Annotated in this window: 12 protein-coding genes; 4 read left to right on the top strand and 8 right to left on the bottom strand. The window is 68.4% G+C overall.

What is annotated here, in order from left to right; genetic code table 11:
* Nucleotides 1-114: 114 nt before the first annotated feature.
* From pilV to AC3EGR_RS24485, 4 genes are all read right to left on the bottom strand, one after another.
* Nucleotides 115-729: a type IV pilus modification protein PilV gene (gene pilV / locus AC3EGR_RS24500; protein ID WP_488549148.1), complete on the bottom strand. Its 615-nt coding sequence runs from the start codon at nucleotides 727-729 to the stop codon at nucleotides 115-117.
* An 81-nt stretch (nucleotides 730-810) separates the two neighbouring features.
* Nucleotides 811-1,260, bottom strand: a complete 450-nt coding sequence (nrdR, locus tag AC3EGR_RS24495; RefSeq protein ID WP_488549146.1) for a transcriptional regulator NrdR — start codon at nucleotides 1,258-1,260, stop codon at nucleotides 811-813.
* A gap of 9 nt (nucleotides 1,261-1,269) precedes the next feature.
* Nucleotides 1,270-2,514 (bottom strand): serine hydroxymethyltransferase, encoded by a 1,245-nt coding sequence (gene glyA, locus AC3EGR_RS24490; protein WP_488549145.1) that lies wholly within the window; start codon nucleotides 2,512-2,514, stop codon nucleotides 1,270-1,272.
* A 247-nt stretch (nucleotides 2,515-2,761) separates the two neighbouring features.
* Complete coding sequence (locus tag AC3EGR_RS24485) at nucleotides 2,762-3,559, bottom strand: transglycosylase SLT domain-containing protein (protein WP_488549144.1); 798 nt, start codon at nucleotides 3,557-3,559, stop codon at nucleotides 2,762-2,764.
* An 852-nt stretch (nucleotides 3,560-4,411) separates the two neighbouring features.
* Here AC3EGR_RS24485 and AC3EGR_RS24480 point away from each other — a divergent pair.
* On the top strand, nucleotides 4,412-7,171 hold the full coding sequence (locus AC3EGR_RS24480; RefSeq protein ID WP_488549143.1) for a DUF349 domain-containing protein: 2,760 nt from the start codon (nucleotides 4,412-4,414) through the stop codon (nucleotides 7,169-7,171).
* 258 nt (nucleotides 7,172-7,429) lie between these two features.
* The gene (locus AC3EGR_RS24475) at nucleotides 7,430-8,401 is read left to right on the top strand and encodes an IS110 family RNA-guided transposase (protein ID WP_488549142.1); all 972 of its coding nucleotides are present in this window, start codon (nucleotides 7,430-7,432) and stop codon (nucleotides 8,399-8,401) included.
* Nucleotides 8,402-8,493: 92 nt separating this feature from the next.
* Here the strand turns inward: AC3EGR_RS24475 and AC3EGR_RS24470 are convergent, their stop codons facing one another.
* The 4 genes from AC3EGR_RS24470 to AC3EGR_RS24455 are packed head-to-tail and all read right to left on the bottom strand — an operon-like array spanning nucleotide 8,494 to nucleotide 11,132.
* Nucleotides 8,494-9,249 (bottom strand): M90 family metallopeptidase, encoded by a 756-nt coding sequence (locus tag AC3EGR_RS24470; protein WP_488549141.1) that lies wholly within the window; start codon nucleotides 9,247-9,249, stop codon nucleotides 8,494-8,496.
* Nucleotides 9,249-10,022, bottom strand: coding sequence for a UDP-2,3-diacylglucosamine diphosphatase (locus tag AC3EGR_RS24465; RefSeq protein WP_488549147.1), 774 nt, complete (start codon nucleotides 10,020-10,022; stop codon nucleotides 9,249-9,251). Before AC3EGR_RS24465 ends, AC3EGR_RS24470 begins: the two co-directional genes overlap by 1 nt.
* Nucleotides 10,019-10,525: a peptidylprolyl isomerase gene (locus AC3EGR_RS24460; protein ID WP_488549140.1), complete on the bottom strand. Its 507-nt coding sequence runs from the start codon at nucleotides 10,523-10,525 to the stop codon at nucleotides 10,019-10,021. The genes AC3EGR_RS24465 and AC3EGR_RS24460 overlap by 4 nt, the downstream gene beginning before the upstream one ends.
* Nucleotides 10,526-10,541: 16 nt before the next feature.
* Nucleotides 10,542-11,132: a peptidylprolyl isomerase gene (locus AC3EGR_RS24455; RefSeq protein WP_488549139.1), complete on the bottom strand. Its 591-nt coding sequence runs from the start codon at nucleotides 11,130-11,132 to the stop codon at nucleotides 10,542-10,544.
* A 277-nt stretch (nucleotides 11,133-11,409) separates the two neighbouring features.
* On the opposite strand from AC3EGR_RS24455, the gene cysS reads away from it, so the two are divergent.
* Both cysS and AC3EGR_RS24445 read left to right on the top strand, forming a co-directional pair.
* Nucleotides 11,410-12,783, top strand: coding sequence for a cysteine--tRNA ligase (gene cysS, locus AC3EGR_RS24450; RefSeq protein WP_488549138.1), 1,374 nt, complete (start codon nucleotides 11,410-11,412; stop codon nucleotides 12,781-12,783).
* The gene (locus AC3EGR_RS24445; protein WP_488549137.1) at nucleotides 12,780-13,421 is read left to right on the top strand and encodes a DNA-3-methyladenine glycosylase family protein; all 642 of its coding nucleotides are present in this window, start codon (nucleotides 12,780-12,782) and stop codon (nucleotides 13,419-13,421) included. Before cysS ends, AC3EGR_RS24445 begins: the two co-directional genes overlap by 4 nt.
* The last annotated feature ends 42 nt before the right edge of the window (nucleotides 13,422-13,463 follow it).

Genomic DNA, 13,463 nt, shown 5'->3' with positions numbered 1-13,463 from the left:
CGCTTGGCTGCGCGTCATCTGGCGCGCTTGGAGAGACCGCCAGCCATACGACGTCCAGCGTCACACAGGCGCCATGTTGCAGCTCGCCGCAGCAGGGGGTTGACACAGGGTGTCTCATTCGGTGCTCCCCGCGGTCAGGGGCAGCACCAGCATGGGCAGGGTGGTGGGCGCCGAGGTGAAGTCCGTCTCGCCCAGGCTGTTGGCACGGTTCCAGGCCAGCTTCAGCATCGCCACGGTGCCGGAGTTGCTGCAGGCCCACCTGGGTTGCCCGGCGGCGTCGTACGGGTTGTCGTCCATGCAGATCACGATGCGCGGCGTGGGCAGGGCGTCGCGCATGCGCAGCTGCCAGTCGTAGCGGTCCCAGATCGCCATCTGCTGCGCCGTGCAGCTCGCGGTCAGGCAGTTCGGCGTCGGCGCGGTCAGCGAGGTGGCGGCGCCCAGGCTCGTGTCGAGCAGGTACGGGTTCTGTCCGGTCGAGGTGCCCGGCGTGGTCAGGATCGCGATGTCCTTGTTGCCGCGCATTTTCTCGGCCAGTTCCCTGGCGAGCGACACGGCGGTGGCCTGGAAACGCACCTCCTTGTTCATGCGGATGGCCGAGATCTGCATTCCCACCGCGCCGAGGATCCCGATGCTCAGGATCACGATCGCGACCAGTACCTCCACAAGGGTGAACCCATGGGACCGGCCGCGGCAGAGCTGGCTCTTCCGCACGAGGGAGCGCACGAACATCATGCGGAAGTGTAGGCAGGACGCGTTACTGGTCCTCCCCGCATATCAGGCACTCCGGGCCGCTTGTCAACTACGTCCGCTTCACCTGCGGATCTCGTCGATGACCGTCTTGAATTCGTCGATGTCCTCGAAGCTGCGGTACACGCTGGCGAAGCGAACATAGGCCACCTTGTCGAGCTTTTTCAGCTCGCGCATGACGAGCTCACCAATGCGCGAACTGGGGATCTCGCGCACCCCAAGGTTGAGCAGTTTCTCCTCGATGCGCTCCACCGCGCTGTCGATCTGCTCGGTGCTCACGGGGCGCTTGCGCAGCGCCAGCTTGAAGGAGCCGAGCAGCTTGGCGCGCTCGTACTCGATGCGGCGGCCGTCCTTCTTGACCACCGACGGGAAGGTCACGTCCGGCCGCTCGTAGGTCGTGAAGCGCTTCTCGCAGTGCGCGCACTGCCGCCGCCGGCGGATGAAGTCCCCGTCTTCGGCCATGCGTGTCTCCACCACCTGGGTGTCGGCATGGCTGCAGAAGGGGCATTTCATCGGGCTTGCCTACTTGTAGACCGGGAAGCGGCGGGTGAGGGCGTTGACCTGCTCGCGCACCCTGGCGATGTTGCCGGCATCGCGCGGATTGTCGAGCACGTCGGCCACCAGGTTGGCCGTCGCGCGCGCTTCCTCTTCCTTGAAGCCGCGGGTGGTCATGGCCGGGGTGCCGACCCGCACGCCGCTGGTGACCATGGGCTTCTCGGGGTCGTTGGGGATCGCGTTCTTGTTGATGGTCATGTGGGCGTCGCCCAGCACGGCCTCGGCTTCCTTGCCGGTGATGCCCTTGGAGCGCAGGTCCACCAGCATCACGTGGCTTTGCGTGCCGCCGCTGACGATGCGCAGGCCGCGCCTGGTGAGGGTCTCGGCGACCACCTGGGCGTTCTTGACCACCTGCTGCTGGTAGGCCTTGAACTCGGGCGCCAGCGCTTCCTTGAACGCCACCGCCTTGGCGGCGATGACGTGCATCAGCGGGCCGCCCTGCAGGCCGGGGAAGATCGCGCTGTTGATCGCCTTCTCGTGCTCGGGCTTCATCAGGATGAAACCGCCACGGGGGCCGCGCAGGCTCTTGTGCGTGGTGGACGTGACCACGTCGGCGTGCGGCACCGGGTTCGGGTAGACCCCGGCGGCGATCAGGCCGGCGTAGTGCGCCATGTCCACCATGAAGATCGCGCCGATGTCCTTCGCCACCTTGGCGAAGCGGGCGAAATCGATGTGCAGCGAATAGGCCGAGGCGCCGGCGATGAGCAGCTTGGGCTTGTGTTCGTGCGCCTTGCGCTCCATGGCGTCGTAGTCGATCGCCTCTTCCTTGTTCAGGCCGTAGCTCACCACGTTGAACCACTTGCCGGACATGTTCAGCGGCATGCCGTGCGTGAGGTGGCCGCCTTCGGCCAGGCTCATGCCCATGATGGTGTCGCCGGGCTTGAGGAAGGCCAGGAACACGGCTTCGTTGGCCTGCGCGCCGGAGTGGGGCTGCACGTTGGCCGCAGGGGCCCCGAACAGCTGCTTGATGCGGTCGATTGCCAGTTGCTCGGCCACGTCCACGTTCTCGCAGCCACCGTAGTAACGCTTGCCGGGGTACCCCTCGGCATACTTGTTCGTCAGCTGGGTGCCCTGGGCGGCCATGACGGCCGGCGAGGCGTAGTTCTCGCTGGCGATCAGCTCGATGTGCTCTTCCTGGCGGCGGTTCTCGGCCTGGATGACGGCCCAGAGTTCGGGGTCGGTCTGTTCGATGAGGATTTTGCGGTCGTACATGGCAGTCCTATGGTTCCCCTGTGCGATGACGAGGGCTGCCCAGGCGAACGGCGGGTGCGCGGATGCGTACGCCTGGCGATCCGGCCGGATCGCGGCGGCCCGAAGGCTGCCGGCATCCAGAGGATCGCCGCGGGCGGCGCATGCACGGTACGCTCCCCAGTGGTGAAGATCCACGTCAGCGCCGGGCCGCGGGGCCGGGCGCCTATCGCCAGTCGCGTACGAGGCCGAGTTTACCGCAGGGTGGCGATCAGACCGCGGGGACGGGCTCTTCCGCCTTGGCCGGGCCGGGTGCGACGGTGCGCAGCGGCTGCGGCGTGGCCAGCGGCACGGCCTTGCCAGCGGCCACTTCCTTCAGGCGCCCGTACTCGCTCAGCACCTTGCCGCCGTAGCCGCCGTCGTCCGGATGGAGGGCGGCGCCGACATAGAACTTCAGCCCGGCCTCGACCGAGCCGGCGCGCTGGATGCATTCCTGCAGCACCTTGGCCCCGACCCGCAGGTTGGTCACCGGGTCGAAGGCCGCGAGCCGGCCGCCGAAGTTGTCGTACTTGTCGCTGTGGATGCCGGTCATGACCTGCATGAGGCCCTGGGCACCCACCTGGCTCTGGGCGAAGGGGTTGAAGCTGGACTCGATGGCCATCACCGACAGCAGCAGCAGCGGGTCGATGCGCGTGCGCTCGCCGACCTCGTAGGCTTCCGCGACCAGGGCGCTCAGCGGCTCCGGGGCGACCCGGTACTTCTTGCTGAGCCAGTAGGCCACGGCGGCCTGCTGCTTGGGCAGGTCCTTCGGGTTCAGGGCCGTGGCCCGGTCGATGGCGTCGAGCTCCGGCACGACGCCGAGCGCCTGTGCCTGGCGCGCATGCAGCCAGGTCATGAGTTGCGATTCGCCGGCCTGGCGCAGGTCGGGCCGGGCGAGGAGGGTCAGGGCGGAGAACACCACGCCCAACCCCACGACTGCGAAGCCGTTGTGCGTGATCTCGAAGAAGCCTTGGGCGACATCGCAGACGAAGGTCTGCACACCCTGGGCCAGTTTTCCTAACGCTGTCATAGCACTTCCTTTCTACGCGGGGTTCCGCGGGGCGCCCAAGGGCACGTTCCGTCGTCGCCTCGTTTGGATTGGTACGCTGTCGGTGCGGAGGCCCGGGTCCTGCTGGAGCCTGTCACGCACCCGACTCGCCGGGTTCGGCAGCGGGTTCTGGTCATTCCGGACCGGCTGGCCCGGGACGGGCGGATTCTAGGAAGCCGCCTAATGCAAGGTCAAGGATGTTTCCTTCATTCCTTATTCTATTCAGTTTGTAAGAAGGGCTCCACTTTAGGGCTGAGCCAGGCGGAAGTTCCGTCAGCCTCGGTCCCCTGCGGCTGTCGGTGACCGGCTTACAGGGAGTCGGGCGCTCACGAATTGGTAGCGGCCGGACGTGGCGGCCGAGCTGGATTGCCGTTCGTCAGTCGTGTCGGCCGCGCATGCCGCCTGTCAGGAAAGCCGGGGTTGGCCGGGGGCTGGGATGAGGTCGACACGCCGCTGAGGCAATGGAGCCAGGGAGCGCCATTGAAAACGCGCATTGGAAAAGTTGCCTGCCCTGACCTAACTTGGTGGTGCCCGAGGAATCGGGCATCAGCCGGTAGGGCCACATTCCGTGGCAGCCCCGGCCCCTCTTGGAAGCAATCTTTGCTTCCGGCGCAATGCGGGCACCAGGCCAGCGTTGCGGACCCAGACGGCAACGACATTGGGTCGGCCCGTCCAGCCCGGCAGGCAGCTTCAGGCTCCTGGCCGGGCTTTCTCTTTGGGCGCGGCCTCTGCACCTTCCCCCGCCGCCCCTTCGCATTCAATCGCGGCGAGAATACGCACCCTGCCGCCCTGGTTGCCGGGCGGCTTTTCCCTTTTCCCATTCGAACGAACTCCGTGAGCACCTTGAAGACCCACGACACCCAGGCGCTGGACACGCTGACCGGGGGTGCCTTTTCCGCGCCGACGTCCGGCGAGCGCGCCGCGCGCGTGCGCGACTGGCTGGCCCGCGACCCGAGCGCCGAACAGATGCAGGAGGTGTTCCGCGAGCTGAGCGGACGCGACAAGGGCGCGGCCCGCCTGCTGCGCGAGAAACTGGACGAGATCAAGCGCGCCAAGGGCCAGGAGGTGATTGCCGCCGAGTGGGCCGAGAAGGCCCGCCAGCTGCTCGCGCAACCGCGCCTGAACATCGCCGATGCGATGGCCTGGCAGCGCGATGCCGCCAAGGCCGGTGCCCCGCTCAGCCGCGAGCCGCTCTCGGGCGTGAAGCTGCAGCTGGCCGAGCGCATCAAGGGCATCGAGGACCTGCAGAACCGCGTGCAGGTCCAGCGCGAGGCGGCCGTCCTGCTGGCGCAGCGCATCGAAGTGCTGTCCACCAAGTCCTGGAAGGACGCGGAGGCGGCCGCCGAGGCCCTGCGCGCCGACGTGCCGCAGTGGCACTCGCAGGCGCAGGGACTGCTGGACGATCCGAACTGGGCGAGCGTCGATCCCAGGTTCCCGCCGCTGCTGGACGCGTCGCGCGGCCAGCTGCAGGTGGTGTGGGACGCCTTCCAGAGCGCGCTCGCCCAGGCAAGCGCTGCCGCGACTGATATGAATGCGCCGCTGCCGCCGGTGCCGGTCTGGGCCGACGAACTGCGCCAGGGGCGCGGCCTGCCCGCCGAAGCGGCCCCCGCGGCCAAGCCGGCGCGGCCCAAGGTCGATCCCGAGGTGCGGGCGCGGGCCAACCAGGCCGTGCAGGAGGCGCTCTCGAAAGTAGAGCAGGAGGTGGCCCAGGGCCACGGCAAGGCAAGCGCTGGCGCAGCCAACGCGCTGCGCAATGCGCTCAAGGAGCACGGCCGGCTGGTGGACGACAAGCTGGAGCAGCACGCCCACGCCGCGCTCGGTGCCGCCACCGAGCTGGAAGGCTGGCAGCGCTGGCGCGCGGACCAGCTGCGCCAGGAGCTGGTGGCCAAGGCCGAAGCCCTGTTCGAAGCCGTTGCGCCGGCGACCCCGCCGGCTGCGGCGAGCGCCAACACGGATGCCGCCGCCACCGCGGAAGCCGAAGCCGTGTCGCCCGCCGCCGCCCCCGAGCCGGCACCCGCGCGCAAGCCGCGCTACGGCGGCCGCAAGATGCAGGAGACCTTGCGCGCCTTGCGCGACCAGTGGAAGCAGGTGGACCAGGGCGGCCCGCCCAACCACGCGCTCTGGAAGCGCTTCGACGAGGCCTGCAACGAGGCCTACAAGGTGGTGCAGGAGTGGCTGGACAAGGTGAAGTCCGAAGCCGCCGAGCACCGCGCCACCCGCGTGGGCTTGATCGAGTCGGTGAAGGCCTGGGCCGCGGCCCATGCCGACGCGCCCGACGGCGACTGGAAGTCCTTCAATCGCGCCCTGCACCAGTTCTCCGACCGCTGGCGCGATGCCGGCCACCTGAGCGAGAAGGCCTTCGCCGAGCTGCAGCCGCAGTGGAAGGAAGCGATCAACCAGGCCGCCGCGCCGCTGGAGCGCGCGCAGAAGGCCAGCATCGAGCGCCGCAACGCGCTGATCGAGGAGGCGAAGGCCCTCGGCGAAGCCCCCATGCTGCGGATCGATGCGGTCAAGTCGCTGCAGCAGCGCTGGCAGGCCGAGGCGCAGAGCGTGCCGCTGGACCGCAAGCAGGAGCAGAAGCTCTGGGACGCGTTCCGCAAGCCGATCGACGAGGCGTTCAACCGCAAGACCCAGGAGCGCGAGAAGGCCGCCGCCGCCATGAGCGGGCGCGACCGTGCCGTGCTGGACGCGTCGCGCGCCGTGGAGGAAGCCACCGCCAGCGGCGATGCGCAGAAGATCCGTGCCGCGATGGCAGCGCTGGAGCAGGCGCTGAAGGCTCGCGACGATGCGGAGGCTGCGGCCGCGCCGGCCGCGGCGCAAGCGGCTGCCGCCCCCGCGGCCACTGCGCCTGCTGCGGATTCCGCGCCGGAAGGCGCGGAGACCGAAGCGGCGGCGAGTCCGTCCGGCGAGGGCGAGGCGGCAGCCGAACCGGCGGCGCCGGCCGCACCGCCGAAGCCCGCGCCCAAGCCGGTGATCGCCCGGCGCGGTGACGACCGCCCGGGGCAGAAGCGTGCCGAGACCCAGGCGCCTGCCGGACGCGGGCGCTTCGACAACCGCAGGCCGGGCGGGCCGGGCCGCGATTCGCGTGACGACCGCCGCGGCGGCGATTTCCGCGGCGAGCGTGAGGACCGGGGTCCGCGCCTGGGCGACGCCGCCTTCCGCGCGCAGCGCGAAGCGCTGGAGCACGCGCAGTTCGCGCTGCGCAAGCTCGCGGCGCAGGCGCACGGCGAGGCGCTCATGCAGCTGATGGCCGCGTGGGAACAGCGCTCGGGCGAGCAGGTGCCCAGCCACCAGGAGCTGGGCAAGGTCGTGAGCCCGCAGGTGCGCCAGGGCTGGGTGCAGGCGCTGGGGCAGGGTGCAGCGGGCGATGCGTCCGAGGCGCTGCTGCGCCTGGAGATCGCCGCGGAGGTGCCGACGCCGGCCGAGCAGATCGCGGCGCGGCGGCAGATGCAGCTGCAGCTGCTGACGAAGCGCCACGAGCCGGGTCCGCAGGAGACCTGGGGCACCGACGTGGGCAAGGTGCTCGCGACCGCCTACGACGCGGGTGCGGCGCGCAGGTTGCAGAACGCGTTGAAGAACCTGTTGCGCAAGTGACGTGGGCTGCGGTCGGTGGGGTTCGCGGCGTTCACCGTCCGCGGCTGGCGCCGCGCCACCCTTGTATTGTTCATTATTGAATTTCCAGAGTTCGGCGAGAGCCGAGCGGAGCGGGTGTACGCCGTCGCCACCCTTTGGCCCTGAGCCTGACTTGTAGATCAAGCGGCACTCGCTCCTTTCTCCTGTCCTGTCCCAAAGATCGGACAGTATCTTTCTGCCCGGCATTGCCGGAGCCCGTATTCACAAGGTGGATCAGACATGGATCAGGAGACGAGAGTAGTCGGGATCGATGTGGCCAAGGCCAAGTTGGACGTGGCGCTGAAGATGCCTGCGGGAAAGTGGAAGACCAAGGTGGTGACCAACACCACCGCGTCGTTTGCCGAGCTGCGCGCCTGGCTGGCCAAGCACGGGGCGACGTCTGCGCACGTGTGCATGGAGGCCACTGGCGTGTATTGGGAGGCGCTTGCCACAGACCTGGCCGATCACGGCTTTGTCGTGAGCGTGGTGAACCCAGCTCAGATCAAAGCCTTTGCTGGCGCACAGGGAGTGCGTACGAAGACCGACGCCGTAGACGCACGGGTGATTGCCGAGTTCTGTGCGATGCACGTGCCTGCGGCCTGGCGGCCCGCCGCCAAGAGTGTGCGCCGCTTGAGGGCGCTGGTAGCCAGGCGAGAGGCGTTGCTGGATCTGCGAACCCAGGAGAGCAACCGCCTGGAGGTGAGCGCCACCGAGGAGGTTCGCGCCAGTATCGAACAAGTCATTGCCTTGCTGGACGTACAGATCGCGCAGATCGAAAAGCAGATCGCAAAGGACGTGGACCAAGACCCCACGCTGCGTGAGCAGCGCGATTTGCTGGACACCATTCCTGGGGTGGGCGAGAAGACGATCGGAACGCTGCTGAGTCACTACGGAGGCGATCTGCGGTTCGCCAAGACCGGCCAGGCAGTTGCGTTTGCCGGCCTGGATACCCAGAAGCACGAGTCCGGCTCGAGCGTGCACGGCAAGGCTAGGCTCTCCAAGAAAGGCCATAGCTCCATACGGCGAGCGCTATACATGCCAGCAATCGTGGCAATGACGCGCACCCCATGGGGCAAGGCATTCAGCAACCGACTGCTAGCGGCGGGCAAGCCAAAGAAACTCGTCCTCGGTGCCCTGATGCGCAAGATCCTGGCAATTGCCTACGGTGTACTGAAGTCCGGAAAGCCGTTCAATCCCGCACTTCACGTTTGACTTGCGAGACAGTATCTACACTGCTGCGGCTGGCGCGTGTCGACGCATGGTTGCTCTCGTAGGGTGGTGGTGAGCGAAGCGAACCCCACCGCTCACGCCGCGCGGCGATAGAACCCGTCGAACAACGCCGTCAGCTGCGGAAACTCCGCGCTGAATTTCGCGCGGTTGACGAAATAGGCCTCGCAGGCGACCGCGAAGAACTCGTCGATCGCTGTCGCTCCGTAGTCGTCCAGCCACGGCGGCTCGCCGCCGAAGCGCTCGGCGATCTTCACCTGCTCCACGAAACGTTCGTACTGCGGCCGCAGCACGCCCAGCCAGCGTTCGCGTGCCGCGCGCGACGGCATCGGCGGGCAGCCGTCGGCGGCGCCGTCGCGCAGGTCGATCTTGTGGACGAACTCGTGGACCACGACGTTGAAGCCGGTGTCCGCAGTGGCGCCGGCCTGCGCCACGTCGTGCCAGTTCACCATGACCGGGCCGCCTTCCATCGTCTCGCCGGCGAGCACTTCGTCCCAGTCGTGCACGACGCCGGTCTCGTCGACCTGCGTGCGCCTGGCGACCACCTCGTCGGCATGCACCACCACCGTCACGAAGTCGTCGTACCAGGACAGGCCCAGGTTCAGCACCGGCAGGACCGCCTGCGCGGCAATCGCAAGCGCGATCTCGTCGGTGATCACGAGGCCGCCCGCACCGTGGAACTCCTTCTGGCCGAGGAACTGCGCCGCCATCGCCCGCAAGCGGGCCAGTTCGCCCTCGGGCCGGTCCGCAAGAAAGGGGTAGCGCAGGAGCGTCGCACGCCACAAGGGCTCCGGCAGATCCGGGGTGCGGCGGCGCCTCAGCCAGCCCCACATCAGGCGAGGCCGACGCGCTCGCTGCGCCCGTCGGCGTGCAGGCGCAGCGCTTGCAGCCGGGGCGGCACGGCGGCCGCGTCCCAGTCGCTCAGGACGATGCGCTGGTGCGCCGCGTCGAGCGCGTGCTGCGCCGGTTTGTGGGTGTGGCCGTGCACCAGCACGGGCGCGCCCGCGGCGTCCAGCCAGGCCAGCGCCGTGGCCGTGTCGACGTCGGCGTAGTCGCGGCCCGTGCGTTTGAGCTGTTCGCTTTCCGCGCGCAGGCCGCGCGCCACCTGCTGCCGGGCCGCCAGGGGTTGCGCGAGGAAAGCCTGCTGCCAGGCCGGCTCGCGCACCTGCGCGCGGAAGGCGAGATATTCGGTGTCGTCCACGCACAGCGCGTCGCCGTGCGACAGCAGCCAGCGATGGCCGCCGAAGACGAACACGGTGGGATCGGCCAGCAGCGTGAGGCCGGTGGCCCGGGCCAGCCCCGGGCCGACCAGGAAGTCGCGGTTTCCCGCCATGAAGAAAACCGGCAGGCGCGCCGCGGTGGCGCGCAGGACCTGCGCGCAATCCTGCTCGAAGCCCGGCACGCCCGCTGCGTCGTCACCGACCCAGGCCTCGAACAGGTCGCCCAGGATGAAGAGCGCGTCGGCGCGCACGGCGCCCATGTAGCGCTGCCAGGCCTGGAACGTCGCGGGCTCGGCCGCCTGCAAGTGCAGGTCGGAGATGATCTCGACATGGCGCCACCCGGGGGCGGCGCGCAGTTCCTGCGCCGCGGGCGCCACGACGCTCAGACCACGACCGCTTTTTCGATCACGACGTCCGTCTTGGGCACGTCGCCGTGGCCGCCGCGGTTGCCGGTGGGAACGCCCTTGAGGCGGTCGACCACGTCCTGGCCGCCCACCACCTTGCCGAAGACGGCGTAGCCCCAGCCCTGGGGCGTGGGCGACTTGTGGTTGAGGAAGTCGTTGTCGGCCACGTTGATGAAGAACTGCGCCGAGGCGGAGTGGGGCGCCGAGGTGCGCGCCATCGCCACCGTGTAGCGGTCGTTCTTCAGGCCGTTGTTGGCCTCGTTCTCGATGGTCGCGTCGGTTTCCTTCTGGCCCATCCCCGGCGTGAAGCCGCCGCCCTGGATCATGAAGCCGTCGATCACGCGGTGGAAGATGGTGCCGTCGTAGTGGCCCTTCTTCACGTAGTTCAGGAAGTTGGCGACCGTCTTGGGCGCCTTCTGTTCGTCGAGTTCGATGACGATCGGGGTCGCCTCGCCGGCGATGCGCAGTTCCACTCTGGGATTCATGGGGAAGCCTTTTCTCTTACTTGACGATCGTGGCCGACTGGATCACCACCGGGGTGAGCGGCACGTCGCGGTGCATGCCGGAGCTGCCCGTCTGCACGGTCCGGATCTTGTCGACCACGTCCATGCCGCTGACGACGCGGCCGAACACGGTGTAGCCGGGTGCGTTCGGTCCCGGAGGATCGAGCGTGCGCGTATTGTCGGCCACGTTGATGAAGAACTGCGACGTGGCCGAGTTCGGGTTGCTGGTGCGCGCCATGGCGATCGTGCCGAGCTCGTTCTTCAGGCCCTTGGCATAGGCCTCGCGGCCTTCATGGACCACCGGCGCGCGCGTCGTCTTCTCGGTCATGTTGCGGTCCATGCCGCCGCCCTGGATCATGAAGCCGTCGATGACGCGGTGGAAGATGGTGCCGTCGTAGTGCTTGTCGCGCACGTACTGCAGGAAGTTCTCGGCGGTCTTGGGGGCCTTGTCCGGATAGACCTCGACGACGATGTCACCGGCGCTGGTGACGAGTTTGACCTTGGGGGCCTCGGTGGCCCAGGCGCCGGATGCCAGGCAGCCGGCCAGGATGGCGGCGGCGGCCAGGCGGCGCGTCACGAACAGCGTCAAGCGATCACTCCTTCGAAAAAATATCCCTTGGCGGCCCCGGCGGACCCGGGCACAGGCCGAGCTTCGGCGGGCCATCGGGAAGGTCCAGGCATGTCGCGATGCGGATGCGCGCGCCGTGCGGGGACCGCGTTCCAACACTTACGACAAGGCGCTCGGAGGGAGCTATATACTGCTGGCCGATTGTAGCCGTGGGGCCGCGCCACGGGTGCACGCCCCTCGCCACAGAACAATACTTAGCCCGGCGGCCGCAGCGTCGGCGGCGCACCACCGGACACCAATGAGCCTGCGCATCTACAACACGCTGACGCGTGCTCTGGAGGACTTTTCCCCGCTCGAGCCGGGGCAGGTCCGGATGTACCTGTGCGGCATCACCGTCTACGACCTGTGCCACGTGGGACACGCACGCGCCAACGTGTCGTTCGACGTCGTGCGGCGCTGGCTCGAGGCCAGCGGGTACCGCGTGACCTTCGTGCGAAACATCACGGACATCGAAGACAAGATCATCCGCAGGTCGGTGGAAAACGGGGAGACTGTGCGGTCCCTCACCGACCGCATGATCGCCGAGATGTACCGGGACTTCGACGCTCTGGGCATCGCGCGGCCCACCCACGATCCCCGCGCCACCGACTACGTGCCGCAGATGCTGGACATCGTCCGCACGCTCGAGGGCAAGGGCCTCGCGTACCGCGCCGGCGGCGACGTGAACTACGCGGTGCGCCGCTTCCCCGGCTACGGCAAGCTCTCCGGCAAGTCGCTGGACGAGCTGCACGCGGGCGAACGCGTGGCGGTGCTCGAGGGCAAGGAAGACCCGCTGGACTTCGTGCTGTGGAAGGCCGCCAAGGCGGACGAACCGGCCGACGCGCAGTGGGACAGCAGCTACGGGCGCGGCCGCCCGGGCTGGCACATCGAATGCTCCGCGATGGCCTGCGCCTTGCTGGGGAACACCTTCGACATCCACGGCGGCGGCGCCGACCTGCAGTTCCCGCACCACGAGAACGAGATCGCGCAGAGCGAGGGCGCCAATGGCGTGCCGCTGGCGAAGGTGTGGATGCACAACGGCTTCGTCAACATCGACAACGAGAAGATGTCGAAGTCGCTGGGCAACTTCTTCACCATCCGCGAAGTGCTGCGCAAGTTCGACGCCGAGACCCTGCGCTTCTTCATCGTGCGGGCGCACTACCGCAGCCCCTTGAACTACAGCGACGTGCACCTCGAGGACGCGCGCGGCGCGCTCAAGCGCCTCTACACGGCGCTCGATGCGGTGCCGCCCGCGGAGGTGCCGATCGACTGGAAGGATCCGTACGCCGCGCGCTTCCAGGCGGCCATGGACAACGACTTCGGGACGCCCGAGGCGATCGCGGTCCTGTTCGACCTGGCCGCGGAGGTGAACCGCACCAGGTCGCCCGAGCGCGCGGGCCTGCTCAAGGCGCTGGGTGCAACGCTGGCCATCCTGCAGGGGGACCCGAAGGCCTTCTTGCAGGCGGGCGCGACGCTGGACGACGCGACGATCCGGCAAAGGATAGACGCGCGCGCCGCCGCCAAGAAGGCGAAGGACTTCGCTGCGGCCGACCGCATCCGCCAGGAATTGCTGGAGCAGGGGATCGTCCTGAAGGACTCGCCGACCGGGACAACCTGGGAAGCCAAGCAGTGAGCGACGGGATCGTCCAACTGGTCACCCCCGAGTACTGGGATGAGGCCTGCAAGTACCTGACGCGGCGCGACCGCGTCATGAAGCGGATCATCCCGCAGTTCGGCGAGGCCTGCCTGCAGTCGCGCGGCGATGCCTTCACGACGCTGGCGCGCAGCATCGTCGGCCAGCAGATCTCGGTGAAGGCGGCGCAGAGCGTGTGGGACCGCTTCGCGGCCCTGCCCAAGCGCGTGACGCCGGCCAACGTGCTCAAGCTCAAGGTGGACGACATGCGCGGCGCGGGCCTGTCGGCGCGCAAGATCGAGTACCTGGTGGACCTGGCGCTGCACTTCGACTCCGGCGCCATCCACGTCGAGTCCTGGCGCGAGATGGGCGACGAGGAGATCATCGCGGAGCTCGTGGGCATCCGCGGCATCGGCCGGTGGACCGCGGAGATGTTCCTGATCTTCCACCTGATGCGCCCCAACGTGCTGCCCCTGGACGACGTCGGGCTCATCAGCGGCATCAGCAAGAACTACTTTTCCGGAGATCCGGTCTCCCGGAGCGACGCACGGGAGGTCGCCGCGGCCTGGAACCCTTATTGCTCCGTGGCGACTTGGTATATTTGGCGGTCGCTCGACCCGCTGCCCGTGGCCTATTGACCCGGGGCCACAACGCGGGCGGCATCAGACAGAGGAGAAACC

Source organism: Ramlibacter sp. G4-7 (assembly GCF_057784995.1).
The sequence above is the reverse complement of the archived record's forward strand: the minus strand, read 5'-3'. Positions and strand labels throughout refer to the sequence as shown.

Excerpts from the sequence above, each read along its gene's own strand:
- AC3EGR_RS24460 (WP_488549140.1), bottom strand. The coding sequence starts at position 10,525 with ATGAATCCCAGAGTGGAACTGCGCATCGCCGGCGAGGCGACCCCGATC.
- AC3EGR_RS24475 (WP_488549142.1), top strand. The coding sequence starts at position 7,430 with ATGGATCAGGAGACGAGAGTAGTCGGGATCGATGTGGCCAAGGCCAAG.
- cysS (WP_488549138.1), top strand. The coding sequence starts at position 11,410 with ATGAGCCTGCGCATCTACAACACGCTGACGCGTGCTCTGGAGGACTTT.
- nrdR (WP_488549146.1), bottom strand. The coding sequence starts at position 1,260 with ATGAAATGCCCCTTCTGCAGCCATGCCGACACCCAGGTGGTGGAGACA.
- AC3EGR_RS24485 (WP_488549144.1), bottom strand. The coding sequence starts at position 3,559 with ATGACAGCGTTAGGAAAACTGGCCCAGGGTGTGCAGACCTTCGTCTGC.
- AC3EGR_RS24470 (WP_488549141.1), bottom strand. The coding sequence starts at position 9,249 with ATGTGGGGCTGGCTGAGGCGCCGCCGCACCCCGGATCTGCCGGAGCCC.
- glyA (WP_488549145.1), bottom strand. The coding sequence starts at position 2,514 with ATGTACGACCGCAAAATCCTCATCGAACAGACCGACCCCGAACTCTGG.
- pilV (WP_488549148.1), bottom strand. The coding sequence starts at position 729 with ATGTTCGTGCGCTCCCTCGTGCGGAAGAGCCAGCTCTGCCGCGGCCGG.